This window comes from Ramlibacter sp. (assembly GCF_035655895.1).
Classification (GTDB): domain Bacteria; phylum Pseudomonadota; class Gammaproteobacteria; order Burkholderiales; family Burkholderiaceae_C; genus Ramlibacter.
The window spans coordinates 71032-87729 of record NZ_DASRTN010000002.1 but is presented as its reverse complement, the minus strand read 5'-3'; the positions used below and the strand labels follow the sequence as shown (position 1 = coordinate 87729).

The window sequence follows — 16698 nt, the reverse complement described above, 5'->3', positions numbered from 1 at the left end:
TTGCCGCAGCGTCTTCCCTGGCTCAGGCGTGGCGGTTCGCGGGGCTCAGCCGCATCAGCGCAAAGCCCCAGATCGCCGCCAGGCCGACGGCGATGTAGATGACGCGCGAGACCATCGAGCCCTGGCCGAACAACGTGGCCACCAGGTCCAGGTTGAACAGCCCGACCAGGCCCCAGTTCAGGCCGCCGACGATCAGCAAGATGATCGCCAGCCAGTCGAGGATGTTCTTGCTGCCGTGGCTCGCGTGGTGGCGCGGCGCCGCCCGGTCGTCGTAGGCGGGGGCGCCTGCGGTGGTGCTGGTGGTGGACGGATCGCGGTAGGTGGTGCCGGTGCGGCTGTCGTACTCTGCCATGGAGACTCTCCTTCGTGCTTGGATGCCGAAGGACTGGCAACGCGCGTGCCCGGCAGCGCCGGCGCGGCTCAGCCGGCGCCGCGCCGCTTGGACAGCTCGTCGATCAGCGAGCGGATGCGTCCCACGTTCAGCGGCTTGGTCAGGTGGGCGTCGAAGCCGGCCTCCATCGAGTGCTGCACGTCGCTCTCCTGGCCCCAGCCGGTGGCGGCGATCAGCACCATGTGGCGGCCCCAGTCGGTGGCCCGCAACCGGCGCGCCACCTCGTGGCCGCTGATGTCGGGCATGCCGATGTCGAGCAGGGCGATGGCGGGCCGGTGCTGGTCGGCCACCTGCAGGGCCTCTTCGCCGCTGCGCGCCAGCAGCGCCCGGTAGCCCGACAGCTCCAGCAGCTTGGCCAGGCCCCAGGCGGCGTCGCCGTTGTCGTCGGCCACCAGGATCAGCTCGCCGTCGCTGGACGGGGCCGCGGCGACCGGCTGCTGCACCGGGGGCGCCTCCACCGGCTCCGGCTCGGCTGCGGTGCCGCGCAGCAGCGGCAGGCCGACCCGCAACTGGCTGCCCTGGCCCACGCCGGCCGAGCTGGCCAGGATCCAGCCGCCGTGCAACTCGACGATGTTGCGGGCCAGTGCCAGCCCGATGCCGAGCCCGCCATTGGAGCGGTTGACCGCGCTCTCGCCCTGCGAGAACAGGTCGAACATGCGGTCGATCTCGGCCGGGTCCATGCCGATGCCGTTGTCGGCCACCGTGATCACGACCTCGTCGTGGAACACCTCCACCGACACCACGATCCGGCCGCCCTCGGGCGTGTACTTGGCCGAGTTGCTGACCAGGTTGGAGACCACCTGCGACAGGCGCAACGGATCGGCCTCGACCTCGATCGGCTGGCGCGGCAGGTCGATCACCAGTTCGTGGCGCGCGGCCTGCACCAGCGGGCGGGTGGTCTCGACCGCCGACTGGATCACCGCGCCCAGCAGCACCGGCCGGCGCGCCAGCGTCAGACGGCCCAGGGCCAGACGCGAGACGTCGAGCAGCTCGTCCAGCAGCACCTTCATCGCGCGGGCCTGCCGCTGCACCACCTCGGCCGCCTTCTCGCGCGCGGCTTCCGGCAGGCCGGCCATCATCAGCAGCTCCGAGGCACTGGCGATCGAGGCGAGCGGGTTGCGCAGTTCGTGCGACAGCACGGCCAGGAACCGGTCCTTGGCCGTGTCGGCCGCCTCCAGGGCGCGGCGGGCGGCCTGGGTCTCGTTCAGCGAAGCCTGCAACTCGGCCCGGCTGGTCTCCAGCGCCTCCTGCGCCGCCCGCGCTGCGGTCTGGTCGCGCAGGACCTTGACGAAGCCGACCGGCTTGCCCCCGGCATCGCGCATCAGCATCGACACCCCTTCGGCCCAGAAGCGGCTGCCGTCCTTGCGCACGTGCATGCGGTCGTCCTCGGCGTGCCCCTCGGCGAGCGCCTGCCGCGCCTCCTTCTCGGGCGCACCGGCCTGGCGGTCCGCTTCCGTGAAGATGATGTCGCCGCTGTGTCCCAGCACCTCGGCGGCGCTGTACCCCAGCAGCCGCTCGGCGCCGCTGTTCCAGGTCGTCACGCACCGCTGCAGGTCGATCGAGAAGATGGCGTAGTCGCGCGCGTTCTCGACCATGAGGCGCAGCCGCTCCTCGCTCGCGCGCAGCGCCTCGGCGGCGGCCCGGTGCTGCGTCACGTCGCGTGCGATCGCGGTGCCGCCCAGGATGGCGCCGGCGTTGTCGCGGATCGGCGCGGCGCTCAGCGAGATGTACAGCACGCTGCCGTCCTTGCGCCGGCGCGGCACGTCGACCTGGCTGATCGTCTCGCCGGCGCCGATGCCGGCCGCGATCTCGTCCCACCCCAGCGGTTCGCCGCGTTCCGGTGGCGGCACCAGCAGCGACAGCGGCTGGCCGATCGCCTCGGCCGCCGTGTAGCCGAAGATCCGCTCGGCGCCCGCATTCCAGCTGAGGATGGTGTGGTCCAGCGCGAAGCTGACGATGGCGTCGTCGACCGACGACACGACCGCCTGCAGCCACAGCCGCACCTCCTCGGCCTGCTTGCGTTCGGTGATGTCGATGAACGACAGCACGACCCCGCCGATGCGGTCGTCCTGGGTGCGGTAGGGCAGCATGCGGGTGAGGAACCAGGCGCCGTCGGGCAGCCCGACCTCGCGCTCGATCGGCACCAGCCGCTCCAGCACCCGGGCCGCGTCCTCGCTGAGGGCGGGGTAGTCCAGCCGGGTGGCCAGGTCGGCCAGCGGCCGGCCCACGTCGGACGGGATCAGGTTGAACAGCTGCACCGCGGTTGGCGTGTACCGCATGATGGACAGGTCGCGGTCGAGGAAGACCGTCGCGATCGCCGTCGCGTCCATGAGGTTGTGGATGTCGGTGTTGGCATGCGCCAGCTCGTCGACCTTGCTCTTGAGCTCGTGGTTGACGGTGGTCAGCTCCTCGTTGATGGACTGCAGCTCCTCGCGGCTGGTCTCCAGTTCCTCGGTGGCCGACCGCAGCTCCTCGTTCATGGCCTGCAGTTCCTCGTTGCTGGCCTTGAGTTCCTCGGTGGACGCCTCGTATTGCTCGACGGTCTCGCGCAGCTGGGATTTCAGCCGCTCCAGCTCGCGATCGAGCTGGCTGGCGACGGCGTCGCTGTAGGCCTGCGGCGCCGGGCCGCCCGCCGCCTCGCCCGCGGCCGCCACGGGCCGCTGCTCCAGCAGCACCATGAACATGTCGACGCCCATGTCCTGCACCGGCCAGACCCGGACGGTGACCGCGCTCTCCTGGCCGCCCAGTGCCACGCGCGGCACGGTGACCTCGGCCATCTGGTTCGACTGGGCGGCCTGGTACAGGGTGGCGCGCAGTTCGATGCGCAGGCCGGGCACGATGGTGCGCAGGAGGTTGCGGCTGGGCTCGCCGCCGGCGTACTGGAGGAAGCGGCCCGCCCCGGCCGACAGGTGGACGATCTCGTGTTCGCGGTCGACCAGGATCGAGGGCGGGGCCAGCGTCTCCAGCAGCCGCAGGTGCAGCGCGCCCCAGCTGACGCCGCGCTCCTCGGTCGCACGGCCCGTGCGCCCCGGCAGTGGCGGCTGCTCGAAGGCACGGCCGCCGATCGCGGGGCCATCGTCGACCGGAGCCGTCTGCAGCGCCAGCGCCAGCGAACTGGCGCCCGCCGGGACCGGCATCGGCACCGGACGCGGGGTGGGACGCTGCTCGAACACGCGGTGCTTCTTGTCGAGCACCCCGAACAGCAGGTTGGCGTCGTCGCAGTTCTCCGAGGAACCCAGGAACAGCAGGCCTTGCGGCCGCAGCGCGAAGTGGAAGGTCTGGAACACGCGCTGCTGGGCCTCGCGCGCCAGGTAGATCAGCACGTTGCGGCAGGACACCAGGTCCAGCCGCGAGAACGGCGAGTCCTTCAGCAGGTCGTGCTGGGCGAACAGCACCATCTCGCGCACCTCGCGCCGCACCCGGTAGCCGCGGTGCTCCTTGGTGAAGTAGCGGCGCAGGCGGTCCTGCGAGACGTCGGCCTCGATGGTGGCCGGATAGATGCCTTCGCGGCCCACCCGGATCGCGTCGTCGTCGAGGTCGGTGGCGAACAGCTGGATCGTCGGCGGCGCGTCGAGTTCGCGCGCCTGCTCGCACAGCAGGATGGCCAGCGAATACACCTCCTCGCCCGTCGCGCAGCCCGGCACCCAGACCCGCACGGTGTCGGTGGTCCCCTTGCTGCGCATCAGCGCGGCCAGGCGTGGCTGCAGGGCATCGAAGCAGTCGGCGTCGCGGAAGAAGTTGGTCACGCTGATCAGCAGGTCCTGCAGCAGCGCCGTCGGCTCGCCAGGGCGGGTGCGCAGCACGTTCAGGTACCCGGCCAGGTTCTCGGTGCCGTTGACCTGCATGCGGCGGGCGATCCGCCGCACGATGGTGGCCCGCTTGTAGCCGCTGAAGTCGCGCCCGGTGCGCGTGCGCAGGAAGGCCAGCACCTCGCGCAGCGCGCCCTCGTCCTGGTCCTTGCGTCCGGCTGGCTGCTCGGGCGCCGGAAGCTCCTCGGGCGGCAGCTGCAGGGTCTGCTCGAGCCGGAAGTAGCCGAGCAGCCGCGGCGCCATCTCGGCAACCGGGAGCGTCCAGTCGACCATGCCGGTGGCGATGGCGGTGCGCGGCATGCTGCCGTGCTCGCACTCCCCGGGATCCTGCGCGATGGTCAGGCCGCCCCGCTCCTTGATGCGCTTGAGGCCGATCGCGCCGTCGCCGTCGGCGCCCGAGAGGACGACCGCGGCGCCGTGCGGCCCGTGCGAATCGGCCAGCGTGCGGAAGAACAGGTCGACGGTGACGTGGCGGCCCCGCTCGGGCAACAGCTCGTCCAGCCAGAGGCCGTCGCCATCCACCCGCACCAGCTTGGCCGGCGGGATCACGTAGACGTGGTTGGGCCGGATGGCCTCGCGGCCGCTGAGCTGGGTGACCGGCATCCGGGTGCACTGCTGCAGCATCTGCGCCAGCTGGCTCTCGTGCCCGGGTGCCAGGTGGACGACGACCACGAACGCCAGCCCCGGCTCGGGCGGCACCGAACGCAGGAAGGTCTGCAGCGCGGGGATGGCGCCGGCCGAGCCGCCCAACCCGACCACCGGGACCAGCTCGTAGCCGCGGCTGGGCACCGCGTTGTCCAGTCCGGCGTCGGCGTCTTGTTCGGCGTGATCGGGGGCGGTGCTGTCGGCCATCCTGGACCTTGTCTGGGTCGGCGATTATGCGCCGCTGGTCTCCTCCTGCATCAGCTTGGCCAGGTGCGCGGCCTGCTCGTGGACACGGTCGGCCTGCTGCCGGCCGGCCTGCGCGGCGGCCAGGTCGCCAAGCTTCTCGGACACCATGGCCAGGCGCCGCAGCAGGAACTCGCGCTCCTTGAGCGCGCGCAGGCTGCTCTGCAGGGAATGGTTGGCCCGCGCCGCCTGGGCATCGTGGAGGGTCAGGGCCGTGTAGGCATGGCCGGTGTGGCAGCGGTAGCGCAGCGGGCGGCTCTCGCGCACTTCGGTCAGGGTGCCGCCGCATTCGGGGCAGGTCAGCTGGCTCGGTTCGCCGAGGGCGGCCAGGTTCTCCATGGGATCGACTCCGTTGAAAACAGCTTGTTCGTGCCGCAGCATCTCGGGCGGCTCCCCGGTGCCACCGCGCGGCGGCAGGCCGACCAGCCGCACCAGCAGCGGCGCGATGGCGTCCAGCGGCAGGCAGTGGTCGACTTCGACGTTGGCCAGCGCGCTCAGCGGCATGCTGGGGGCCACGCAATCGGCCGGGTCCTGCACGATGGCCACGCCGCCGCACGACTTGATCGCCGCGAGGCCGGCCGTGCCGTCATCCAGCTGGCCGGTCAGCACCACGCCGATCACGCGCGAGCGCCACCCCAGCGCCGCGCTGCGGAACAGCGGATCGATGGCCGGCCGCGTGTGGTTCTCGCGCGGCCCGCGACTGAGGTGCGCCACCGCCTTGTCCAGCACCAGGTGGTGGTCCGGCGGCGCCACGTAGAGGGTGCCGGCGTGCAGGCGCTCGCCGTCGCGCGGATGCCGCGCGGGCAGCGGGCCGGCGCGGCGCAGCAGCTCCGGCAGGATGCTGGGCTGGGTGCCGATGTGGACCACGGCGGCGACCATGGCCGGCAGGTTGGCCGGCAGCGCCGCGGCCAGGCGCAGCAGCGCGTCGACCCCGCCCGAGGAGGCGCCGATCACCACCAGGGGCGGGTCGGCACCGGCGCCGGCAGGCGCGGTGGCGGAGACTTCATCGTCGTTCATGTGGGGGTTCCTGGCGCGCCCGACGGGACCGTAGCCGTAGTCCCACAGCGACGGCGCGCAGGTTCCGACGGCAATCGGCGGGCCCGCGCCGCACACTGGTGGCAACCTTTGGAGGCCCACACCATGGCTTACAGCAGCATCCTTGGCGGTGATCTGGCGCCCGCCCAGCCCAGCGGGCGCAGCAGCGACCTGCTCGGTCCCAGCGACCTCTCCGACACCGGCAGCGACGCGCTCGGCACCCAGGAGATCCATGCGGACAGCGACGGCGCCGGCACCGGCGAGCGCGGCGCGGTCTTCGGCGGCGACGTCCTCGAAGGCGCCGACATCGCCCCCGACCGGGTGGTGCGCCTGGGCGCCGACGAGGAGCTGGGCGAAGACGTGGACGACGGCCCCGGATCGGGCAACGGCTTCCCCGAGGCCGACCCCGACGGCCAGGAGTTCACCGACCTCGACGCGGACCGCGATGCGGACGCGGACGCGGAGGACGACGCCGCCTGACGCGCGCCGTCCCCGCCCCGGGACGCCACCGGACGCGCAGGGCCCACGCCGGGCCTTGCGCCCGCCCCTGCCGATCGCAGGGATCCCCATCCAGCCATGCCAGCGACGCAACCCCTCTCTGCCACGGCACGCGCCCGCCGCGTCGCCCAGGTCCTCCGGGACACCTTCCACCTCGACCGGCTGCGGCCTGGCCAGCGCGCGGTGATCGACCGGGTGCTGGCCGGCCGCCACACCCTGGCCATCATGCCCACGGGCGCCGGCAAGTCGCTGTGCTACCAGCTGCCGGCACTGCTGCTGCCCGGCCGCACGGTGGTGGTGTCGCCGCTGATCGCGCTGATGAAGGACCAGATCGAATCGATGCGCGAACGGGGCATCGTGGCCGTCCAGTTGAACAGCGCCAACGACAGCGAGGAGGCGCGCGCCGCGCATGCGGCAGCCGTCGACGGCAGCGCCCGCGTGGTGATGACCACGCCGGAGAAGCTGGCCGAACCCGGGTTCGTGCAGGCGCTGGCCGCGCACCCGACCAGCCTGCTGGTGGTCGACGAGGCGCACTGCATCTCGCAGTGGGGCCATGACTTCCGTCCGGCGTTCCTGGACATCGGCCCCGCGCTGCCCGGGCTGGGGCGGCCCACGGTGCTGGCCCTCACCGCCACCGCCACCGACGATGTCGCGCGCGACATCTCGCAGCAGCTCGGGGTGCCGCGCGACGGCATCGTGCACACCGGGTCCTACCGGCCGAACCTCGCGCTCAAGGTGGAGCAGGTGGCGCGCGAGGAGGACAAGCTGGAACGCGCCGTCGCCTTCGTGCGCGGCACGCAGGGCTGCGGGCTGGTCTACACCGCGACGGTGAAGGCCGCACAGGCCGTGCACGAGGCCCTGGAGGCCGCCGGCGAATCGGTGGGCCTGTACCACGGCAAGCTGTCCGCCGGCGACCGCAAGGCGGCGCAGGATGCCTTCATGGACGGCGAGCGCCGCGTGATGGTCGCGACCAATGCGTTCGGCCTGGGCATCGACAAGCCCGACATCCGCTTCGTGCTGCACTACCAGCTGCCGCCCGGGCTGGAGGCCTACTACCAGGAGGCCGGCCGCGCGGGACGCGACGGCCAGGCCTCGCTGTGCACCCTGCTCTACCTGCGTGCCGACAAGGCGGTGCAGCAGTTCTTCATGGCCGGGCGCTACCCGACCGACGACGACGCGATGGGCCTGTACCAGGCCTTGCAGGAGGCGCCCGGCGACGGCGGCGCGTGGACGCTGCCGCTGCTGCAGGCCCGCCTCGGCCGGCCGCGCAGCAAGGTGCAGGTTGCGCTGGGCCTGCTGCGCCGCCAGAAGATCGTGGCGGTCGACGCCGAGGGTGGCGTGCGGCTGCTGCGGCGCGGCCTCGAGGGCGATGCGGTGGGGCGGCTGATGACGGCCTACCGCGACAAGCGCGAGTCCGACCGCGAGACCCTGGAGCGCATGGTGTTCTATGCACAGACCGGCCAGTGCCGCTGGCGCGTGCTGCTGGAGCACCTGGAAGGCGAGTCGCCGTTGGAGCGTTGCAAGCACTGCGACAACTGCCTGCGCATCGCCCGCCAGGAGGCGGCGCTGGCGCGCGCCGAGCAGGAGCAGCAGGCGCACGGGCAGGACGCCCATGACGACCAGCACGCGTCGGCGCGCGCGGTGTTCGCGCGCGGCGACATCGTGCTGGTGCGGCGCTACGGCCGCGGCGAGGTGCGCGAGGCCTCGGCGACCGAGGTGACGGTGGCGTTCGCCGACGGCAACCTGCGCAGCTTCCAGCCCGAGTTCGTCCGCAAGGCCCGGACGCGGGCAGCGGCTCCCACCGCGGCCACGGCCTGAGGCGCCCGGCGCAGCACTCCGGGCGAGCGCGTGGCCATGCCCAGGCGTCGCCGCGCGGGCGCTAGGCCAGCCGCACCTCGCCGTCGAACACGACCTTCAGCCCGAGCCCCGGGATCTCCAGCGTCATCGCCGCGGGAAAGGTTTCGGTGCCGGCGACGGCGCGCTCCTGCAATGCGCGGGCGACGGCCTGCTCGATCTCGCGCTGCGAATTCACGCCGACCACCTTGAGGAACTTGCGCACGCTGAGGTTGAAGACTTCGTCGTTCATGGGTGTCCTTTGCACGCTGGTGCGGCCGGTGCGCACACCGGCCGCGGGTCGCTGATGCCGCTCGTTCCGCTCATTCGAGCTTCATGTCCTGGATGATCGGGCGGAACTGGTCCATCTGGCGGCGGAAGATCGCGTCCTGCTCGGCCCCGGTGGAGCCGACCGGTTCGGCCCCCATCTCCACCAGCCGTCTGGCGACGTCGGGGTGCCGCACCGCGGCAACCACCTCGCGCTGCAGGCGGTCCAGCACGTCCTTCGGCGTGCGCGCCGGCGCGAACACGCCGTTCCAGCCCTCGAGCTCGAGCCCGGCAAAGCCCAGCTCCCGCACCGTGGGCACGTCCGGCAGCACGGCGATGCGCTTGGACGCGGTCGTTGCCAGCGCCTTCAGGGTGCCGGCCTTGATCTCCGCCAGCGAGGTGGACAGCTGGTCGCCGCCGATCTGGATGCGCCCGGCCAGCATCTCCTGCTTGAGCGGCGCCGCGCCCCGGAAGCCCACGTGCTCCATGTTGACCTTGGCCTCGCGCTTGAACGCCTCGCCCAGCACGTGCACCGTGGAGCCGGGGCCGGTCGAGCCGAAGTTGTATTGCAGCTCGGGCCGGGACCGCAGCAGGGTGGCCAGCTCGCGCAGGTCCTTCGCCGGCACGCCAGGGTACGCGGTCAGCACGAACGGCACGTACACCGCGATCGAGACGCCGGCGAAATCGGTGTCGGGATTGAACGGCGACCGCCTGGACAGCACCTGCGCCACCGACGAGAGCGGGAAGGTCAGGTTGTGCATCATGATCGTGTAGCCGTCCGGGGCCGCCTTGGCCACCGCGTCGGCCCCGATCGCGCCGCCGGCGCCGGCGCGGTTCTCGACCAGCACTGGCTGCCCCATCGACTCCTGCATGCGCTGCGCGACCAGGCGCGCGACCACGTCGGTCGTGCCGCCCGCGGCGAACGGCACGATCATGCGGATCGGCTTGCTGGGATAGCCGGCGGGCGCCTGCGCCCGGGCGCTGGCGCCCGCCAGCAGCCCCAGGATGGCCAGGCCGGCCGCGGCCAGTGCTTGGAGTCGGATGCGCATCGATGTTTCCTGTCGTGGTCGTCCGCTCGCGGCAGCGGCGACGCCGGTGCGCGCGGGACGTCGCCCGATGCTAGGCAGCGGGGGACGCACCGGCGATGGGAGATTCCCTTGCACCGCACGCCGCACACCGCGTCCACGCGGGAAGCGGAGCACGCGCGGGAGGCAGGCCGGCGCGGGAGCGGCGCCCAGCCGCTGCAACGCGCCGGTGCCCCTGGCGCGGGCTCAGCGCGCCAGCGTCGAGGCGCCGAACAGGCTCTGCACGAACTCGACCGCCAGTTCGGCCGTTCGGTTGCGCACGTCGAGCGCAGGGTTGATCTCCACCACGTCGAGCGAGCCGAGCTGCCCGGTGTCCGCGATCATCTCCATGCACAGCTGCATCTCGCGGTAGGTCGGGCCGCCGCGCACGCCGGTGCCCACCCCGGGCGCATCCAGCGGGTCCAGGCAGTCCAGGTCGAAGCTCACGTGCAGGTGGGTGTCCTCGTGCACGTCCTGCAGCACCTCGGCCATCGTGTTGCGCATGCCGTGCTCGTCCAGGTGGCGCATGTCGAACACCTGCAGGCCCAGCTGGCGGATCGCCTGCTTCTCGTCGGCGTCGACGCTGCGGATGCCGATGAAGTCGATCTGGTCCGGGCCGATCGCCGCGCGCGTGCCGCTCCAGCCCACCAGTGCCTGCGGGCCGTGGCCCAGCAGGCACGCCACCGGCATGCCGTGCAGGTTGCCGGTGGGGCTGATCGCCTCGGTGTTGACGTCGGTGTGGGCGTCCAGCCAGACCACGCGCAAGTGTTTGCCCGTGGTGCGGCAGTGGCGCGCCACCGCGCTGATCGAGCCGATGGCCAGGCAGTGGTCGCCGCCCATCAGCAACGGAACGTCGCCGCCGGCCAGCGCCTGGTCCACCGCGGCGAACACCGCGCGGTTCCACGCGACGACCTCGTCCAGGTGGCGCAGGCCCTGCTGCGCGGCCTGCCAGGGGTTGGGCGGCCCCGCGAGGTTGCCGCGGTCGACCACCTCGAGGCGGTGCGCGCGCAGCGCCTCCATCAGCCCGGCCACGCGCAGCGCGTCCGGGCCCATGCCGGCGCCGCGGACACTCGCGCCGACGTCCGTCGGCGCTCCGATGAGGCTGATCCTGCTGCTCATGCCGCGATTGTGGCCGCGACCCGGTGCGCCGTGGGCCGCTCGGCCCATGGCACGCCAATTGCCGGGCAGACGGACTTACCCAACTGGAGAACCACGAATGCTGGCGATGAACTACCGGGGCCCGTACCGCGTGCGCGCGGTGCAGAAGGCCGAGCCCGAGATCGAGCACCCCAACGATGCGATCATCCGCGTGACGCGGGCCTGCATCTGCGGTTCGGACCTGCACCTGTACCACGGCCTGGTGCCCGACACCCGGGTGGGCACGACCTTCGGCCACGAGTTCACCGGCATCGTCGAGGAGGTCGGCCCGTCGGTGCGCAACCTCAAGAAGGGCGACCACGTGCTGGTGCCGTTCAACATCTTCTGCGGCTCGTGCTTCTTCTGCCAGAAGGAGCTGTACAGCAACTGCCACAACGTCAACCCCGAGGCCACCGCGGTGGGCGGCATCTACGGCTACTCGCACACGACCGGCGGCTACGACGGCGGGCAGGCCGAGTACGTGCGCGTGCCCATGGCCGACGTCGGCCCGACCGTGATCCCGTCCGACCTCGACGTGGACGACGCCGTGCTGCTCACCGACGCCTATCCCACGGGCTACCAGGCCGCGGAAATGGGCGACATCGAGGAAGGCGACACGGTGGTGGTCTTCGGCGCCGGGCCGGTGGGAATCTTTGCCGCAAAGTCCGCCTGGCTGCTCGGTGCCGGCCGCGTGATCGTGGTCGACCACCTCGAGTACCGGCTGGAGTTCGTCAAGCGCTTCGCGCAATGCGAGGTGGTGAACTTCAAGGACGTCAAGGACATGGCCATCCACCTCAAGAAGATGACCGACTGGCTCGGGCCGGACGTCTGCATCGATTGCGTCGGCGCCGAGGCCGCCGGCAACTTCATGCAGCGGCTGACCGGCGTGCACACCATGATGCAGGCCGGCGCGGCCACGGTGCTGCACTGGTGCATCAACTCCGTGCGCAAGGGCGGCACCGTCTCGATCGTGGGCGTGTACGGCCCGACCTTCAACTTCGTGCCGATCGGCAACGCGCTGAACAAGGGCCTGACGCTGCGGATGAACCAGGCGAGCGTCAAGCGCCACCTGCCGCGCCTGATCGAGCACATCCAGGCCGGACGCATCAAGCCCAGCGAGATCATCACGCACCGCGTGCCACTGGAAGAGGTGGCCGACGCCTACCACCTCTTCTCGAGCAAGCTGGACAACTGCATCAAGCCGGTGCTGATCCCGCCGTCGGCACGCCATTGAACCGCAGGAGCACGCCATGGACACCGCAGTTTCCCGCACCAACGAGAACTCGCCGCCCTACGTCGAGAACACCGATCCGCAGGCCCGCCGCCGGCACGGCGACATGTCGGCCATCCCCGGCTGGGGCGCCGACCTGGACCATGCCAACCGGCCGGGCTACCCGATGGAGCGCACCCCGCCGCGCCTGGAGGGCGTCCACTGGGACGAGCCCGAGCAGCAGCACTCGCACGTCAAGGTCTTCCACTCCAACGAGCGGCCCGGGATGACGCCGGTCTACGGCACCAGCGTGCCGCCGCGCGGCCTGTCGGGCATGCTGCGCAGCTTCGCGTTCCGCTTCAGCGAGAACGACATGCGGCACTGGCTGGTGCTGCTGATGGCCGACCGCGTCGACATGGGCGAGGGCATCCTGGAAGACCTGGCGCACGGCCACATTCCCAACATCTTCAGCGAGATGGGTGGCCCGGCCGAGTGGCGCTACAACCGCGCCGGCTTCGTGCGCAAGGCGCTGATCGTCTCGACGGCGGTCGCGCTGGCGGTCTACCTGCTGCGCCGTCGCAACCGCTGAGCCGCGGTGGCCGCATCACCGGCGGCCGCCGGTGATGCGGCAACTACTGACATGGCGGGCCGGGCGTTCATGCTCTAATCCGCCCCACGAAGGGGAGTAGCTCCCAGGCGTGCCGCCCCGAGCGGTGCGGCGCGCCGATCGACGTATCGTCAAGACGAAGCCTCGCGGCTTCCGGTGCGTCGGGCCCGACTTTCCACAAGCCGAGCAAGACCTTCGAACACGGCCCGCGCACCGGGCCCGTTCGAGGCGTCGACCCGCTGCACCACCGCAGTCCCGCCCTCGTTCCCCGGTGCCCGGCCAATCGACAGATTGAACTGGAGCTCACATGGAATTGTTCTCGGCGGCATGGTTCTCGGCCCTCCTGGCCATCATCCTCATCGACCTGGTGCTCGCGGGCGACAACGCGATCGTGATCGCGCTGGCGGCCCGCAGCCTGCCGCAGCACCTGCGCCGCAAGGCCATCGTGTGGGGCACGGTGGGCGCCATCGTCGTGCGCTCGATCATGACCATCGGCGTGGTCTGGCTGCTCAAGATCCCGGGCCTGATGCTGGTCGGGGGCCTGGGCCTGCTGTGGATCGCCTACAAGCTGCTCGCCCCGGCCAGCGGCGAGGACGAGCATGGTCCCGTGGCCTCGACCTTCTGGGGCGCGATGAAGACCATCATCGTGGCCGACGCGCTGATGGGCGTGGACAACGTGCTGGGCGTCGCGGGCGCGGCGCACGGCTCGTTCGACCTGGTGGTGATCGGCCTGCTGGTGAGCGTGCCCATCGTGGTGTTCGGCAGCTCGGTCGTGCTCAAGCTGGTCGACCGCTTCCCCGTCATCATCCAGCTGGGGGCGGCGGTGCTGGCCTTCACGGCGGCCAAGATGATCGTCGGCGAGCCCTTCCTCGACCCGGTGTTCGACCCCGAGACCGTGCAGGCCACGGCGGCGCGCTGGGCGGTGTATGCGCTGTCGGTCGCCGGCGTGCTGGGCGCCGGCTGGCTGGTCGCCAAGCGGCAGCAGGCCGCCACCGACGGCGCGGCGCAGTCCTGATCGCCTTGCCGGTGTGACGCAAGGGCGGCTGCGGCCGCCCTTGTCGTTTGCATCGCGCCCCCGAGCCGCGCCTGGCGGCATTGCCTGTCGTCGCCTCGCCCGGGCCGCGCTGCCGCCGGTCAGCCCGGCCGCTGCTCGGCCAGTGCCTGCGCCAGGTACGGCGCCGTGCGGCTGCCGCCGGCCTTCGCCACCGCCGCCGGCGGTCCCTCGGCGACGATGCGGCCGCCCTGGGCGCCCGCGCCCGGTCCGACGTCGATCACCCAGTCGGCCTGCGCCGCCACCCGCATCTCGTGCTCCACCAGCACCACGGTGTGGCCGGCATCGACCAGCCCGTGCAGCTGCGCCATCAGGCGGTCGACGTCGGCCGGATGCAGGCCGGTGGTGGGCTCGTCCAGCAGGTACAGGGTGGGCAGCCGGCTCGCCCGCTGCAGCTCGGTGGCCAGCTTGATGCGCTGCGCCTCGCCGCCCGACAGCGCGGTGGCCGGCTGGCCCAGCCGCAGGTAGCCCAGGCCGATCGCCTGCAGCACCGCCAGCGGCGCGGCCACGCCGGCTTCCTCGGCGAAGAAGCCGAGCGCCTCGTCCACGGTCATGGCGAGCACGTCGGCGATCGAGCGGTCGCGCCAGAGCACCTCGAGCGTCTGCGCGTTGTAGCGCGCGCCGTGGCACTGCGGGCACGGCGCATACACGCTGGGCATGAACAGCAGCTCCACCGACACAGAGCCCTCGCCTTCGCAGGTGGCGCAGCGGCCCTTGGGCAGGTTGAACGAGAAACGGCCGGCGTCGTAGCGCCGCCGGCGGGCCGCGGGTGTCGCGGCGAAGAGCTTGCGCACCGCGTCGAACAGACCGGTGTAGGTGGCCAGGTTGGAGCGCGGCGTGCGGCCGATCGGCTTCTGGTCGACCTGCACCAGGCGCCGCACGAACGAAGCGCCGGCGGCGATGCGTCCTTCGAGCGGGAGGACGGCCTCGGCCAGCAGGTCGTGTTCGCCGGGCTCCTCGTCGTCGGCCGCGGGGGTGCCCAGGTGCGCCAGCACCAGCTCGCGCAGGGCCTGGCTCACCAGGCTGGATTTGCCGGAACCGGAGACGCCGGTCACCGCCGTCAGGCAGCCGATCGGGAACCGGGCCTCCAGCCCTTGCAGGTTGTTGCGCCGCAGGCCTTCCAGCCGCAGCCAGCCGCGTGGCGCGCGCGGCGCACGCGCGGGCGCGGCCGCCTCGCCGAACAGGTACGGGCGGGTGCGCGACTCGGCGACCCGCGCCAGGCCGGCCGGCGGGCCGCTGTACAGCACGCGGCCGCCGCGCTCGCCCGCGTCCGGGCCGACATCGACCAGCCAGTCGGCCCGACGCATCGCCGCGACGTCGTGCTCGACCACGAACAGCGTGTTGCCGGCTGCCTTCAGCCGCTCCAGCGCGGTGACCAGCGCCTCGCCGTCGGCCGGATGCAGGCCGGCGGACGGCTCGTCCAGCACGTAGACCACGCCGAACAGGTGCGACCCCAGCTGCGTGGCCAGCCGCAGCCGCTGCAGCTCGCCGGGCGACAGGGTGGGCGTGGCGCGGTCCAGCGACAGGTAGCCCAGCCCCAGCTGCTCCAGCGTCGCGATGCGGCCGAGCAGGTCGCGGGCGATGCGCTGCGCCGCCAGCTGTTTTTCCTGCGAGAGGTTGGCGGTGCGGCGCACGTCCGGCGCCGCGGCATGGGCCGAGCCCCCGCGCGCCACCCGCTCCTGCACCGCCGCGCGCGAGCGGCCCCGCGCGAGCGCACCGCCCTGCGCGGCGCCCAGGCGGCCCTGCGCCGCGGGCTCCAGCACCTCGCGCAGCGACGACAGCGGGCGCTGCGCGAGCTCGCCGATGTCCAGTCCCTGGAAGGTCACCGAGAGCGCCTCGGGCTTGAGGCGCTTGCCGGCGCACACCGGGCAGGTGGTGCCGGTGAGGAACCGCGAAACGCGCTTCTTCATCAGCGCGCTCTGGGTGGTCGCGAAGGTGTGCAGCACGTAGTTGCGCGCACTGGTGAACGTGCCCATGTAGCTGGGCTCCAGCTTGCGGCGCAGCGCGGCGCGGGTTTCCTGCGGCGTGAAGCCGGCATACACCGGCACCGTGGGCGTCTCGTCGGTGTAGAGGATCCAGTCGCGGTCCTTCTTCGGCAGCTCGCGCCAGGGACGGTCGACGTCGTGGCCCAGCGTGACCAGGATGTCGCGCAGGTTCTGCCCGTGCCAGGCCGGCGGCCACGAGGCGATCGCGCGCTCGCGGATGCTGAGCGAGTCGTCGGGCACCATCGCGCGCTCGGTGACGTCGATCACCTGGCCCAGGCCATGGCAGCGCGGGCAGGCCCCCTGCGGCGTGTTGGGGGAGAAGTCCTCCGCGTACAGCATGGGCTGGTGCGGCGGGTAGCTGCCCGCGCGCGAATAGAGCATGCGCAGCAGGCTGGAGATGGTCGTCACGCTGCCCACGGTCGAGCGCGCACTGGGCGTGCCGCGCTGCTGCTGCAGCGCCACCGCCGGCGGCAGCCCCTCGATGCTGTCGACGTCTGGCACCCCGGCCTGGTCGATCAGCCGTCGCGCGTAGGGCGAGACCGACTCCAGGTAGCGCCGCTGCGCCTCGGCGTACAGGGTGCCGAAGGCGAGCGACGACTTGCCCGAGCCGGACACCCCCGAGAACACGACCAGGGCGTCGCGCGGAATGTCGACGTCGACGTCGCGCAGGTTGTGCTCGCGGGCGCCGCGCACGCGCACCAGCCCGGCCGGGCGGTGCGGGGTGGCGAGGGGGGGCACGTCGGCCGGGGGCGCTGGCTTCTCCTTCGGGTCGCGGTCACGGTCACGGTCACGGGCCATGCACCGATGCTGGCGCGCCCGCCGAGGCAGGCGGGTGGGACCGCGCAGCGCGGCGGCGTAGGAACCCGGCCGGTCCGCCAGCAGAACACCGCGGCGGTGTCGCACGCTGGCCGGCCGGTCCCCGC

The 16698-nt window shown here is 72.3% G+C and carries 12 protein-coding genes; 5 read left to right on the top strand and 7 right to left on the bottom strand.

Annotation, left to right across the window (positions count from 1 at the left end):
- Window positions 1-22 precede the first annotated feature (22 nt).
- From VFE82_RS00445 to VFE82_RS00435, 3 genes are all read right to left on the bottom strand, one after another.
- Complete coding sequence (locus tag VFE82_RS00445; protein WP_324998257.1) at window positions 23-352, bottom strand: DUF378 domain-containing protein; 330 nt, start codon at window positions 350-352, stop codon at window positions 23-25.
- 68 nt (window positions 353-420) lie between these two features.
- Window positions 421-5052 carry a PAS domain S-box protein gene (locus VFE82_RS00440; RefSeq protein ID WP_324998256.1) on the bottom strand — a complete coding sequence of 1544 codons (4632 nt, stop codon included), beginning with the start codon at window positions 5050-5052 and terminating at the stop codon, window positions 421-423.
- A 24-nt stretch (window positions 5053-5076) separates the two neighbouring features.
- Window positions 5077-6105, bottom strand: a complete 1029-nt coding sequence (locus VFE82_RS00435) for a chemotaxis protein CheB (RefSeq protein WP_324998255.1) — start codon at window positions 6103-6105, stop codon at window positions 5077-5079.
- Window positions 6106-6228: 123 nt separating this feature from the next.
- Between VFE82_RS00435 and VFE82_RS00430 the strand changes: the two genes are divergently transcribed.
- Together VFE82_RS00430 and VFE82_RS00425 are read left to right on the top strand one after the other, a co-directional pair.
- Window positions 6229-6603, top strand: a complete 375-nt coding sequence (locus VFE82_RS00430) for a hypothetical protein (protein ID WP_324998254.1) — start codon at window positions 6229-6231, stop codon at window positions 6601-6603.
- 96 nt (window positions 6604-6699) lie between these two features.
- The gene (locus VFE82_RS00425; protein WP_324998253.1) at window positions 6700-8439 is read left to right on the top strand and encodes a RecQ family ATP-dependent DNA helicase; all 1740 of its coding nucleotides are present in this window, start codon (window positions 6700-6702) and stop codon (window positions 8437-8439) included.
- 61 nt (window positions 8440-8500) lie between these two features.
- On the opposite strand, the gene VFE82_RS00420 is transcribed toward VFE82_RS00425, so the two are convergent.
- The 3 genes from VFE82_RS00420 to rocF form a co-directional block, all read right to left on the bottom strand.
- Complete coding sequence (locus tag VFE82_RS00420) at window positions 8501-8707, bottom strand: DUF6494 family protein (RefSeq protein WP_324998252.1); 207 nt, start codon at window positions 8705-8707, stop codon at window positions 8501-8503.
- Between the two features lie 70 nt (window positions 8708-8777).
- Window positions 8778-9770, bottom strand: a complete 993-nt coding sequence (locus tag VFE82_RS00415) for a Bug family tripartite tricarboxylate transporter substrate binding protein (protein ID WP_324998251.1) — start codon at window positions 9768-9770, stop codon at window positions 8778-8780.
- A gap of 222 nt (window positions 9771-9992) precedes the next feature.
- Window positions 9993-10904 (bottom strand): arginase, encoded by a 912-nt coding sequence (rocF, locus tag VFE82_RS00410; protein ID WP_324998250.1) that lies wholly within the window; start codon window positions 10902-10904, stop codon window positions 9993-9995.
- 97 nt (window positions 10905-11001) lie between these two features.
- Here rocF and VFE82_RS00405 point away from each other — a divergent pair, with 97 nt between their 5' ends.
- The 3 genes from VFE82_RS00405 to VFE82_RS00395 all read left to right on the top strand — a co-directional run bounded on the left by VFE82_RS00405 (window position 11002) and on the right by VFE82_RS00395 (window position 13754).
- On the top strand, window positions 11002-12156 hold the full coding sequence (locus VFE82_RS00405) for a zinc-dependent alcohol dehydrogenase (protein ID WP_324998249.1): 1155 nt from the start codon (window positions 11002-11004) through the stop codon (window positions 12154-12156).
- A gap of 16 nt (window positions 12157-12172) precedes the next feature.
- A complete protein-coding gene (locus VFE82_RS00400) occupies window positions 12173-12721 on the top strand; it encodes a hypothetical protein (protein WP_324998248.1) in 549 nt (182 codons plus the stop codon).
- 325 nt (window positions 12722-13046) lie between these two features.
- Window positions 13047-13754 carry a TerC family protein gene (locus VFE82_RS00395; protein WP_324998247.1) on the top strand — a complete coding sequence of 236 codons (708 nt, stop codon included), beginning with the start codon at window positions 13047-13049 and terminating at the stop codon, window positions 13752-13754.
- A gap of 119 nt (window positions 13755-13873) precedes the next feature.
- On the opposite strand, the gene VFE82_RS00390 is transcribed toward VFE82_RS00395, so the two are convergent.
- The gene (locus VFE82_RS00390) at window positions 13874-16573 is read right to left on the bottom strand and encodes an excinuclease ABC subunit UvrA (protein ID WP_324998246.1); all 2700 of its coding nucleotides are present in this window, start codon (window positions 16571-16573) and stop codon (window positions 13874-13876) included.
- Between the last annotated feature and the right edge of the window lie 125 nt (window positions 16574-16698).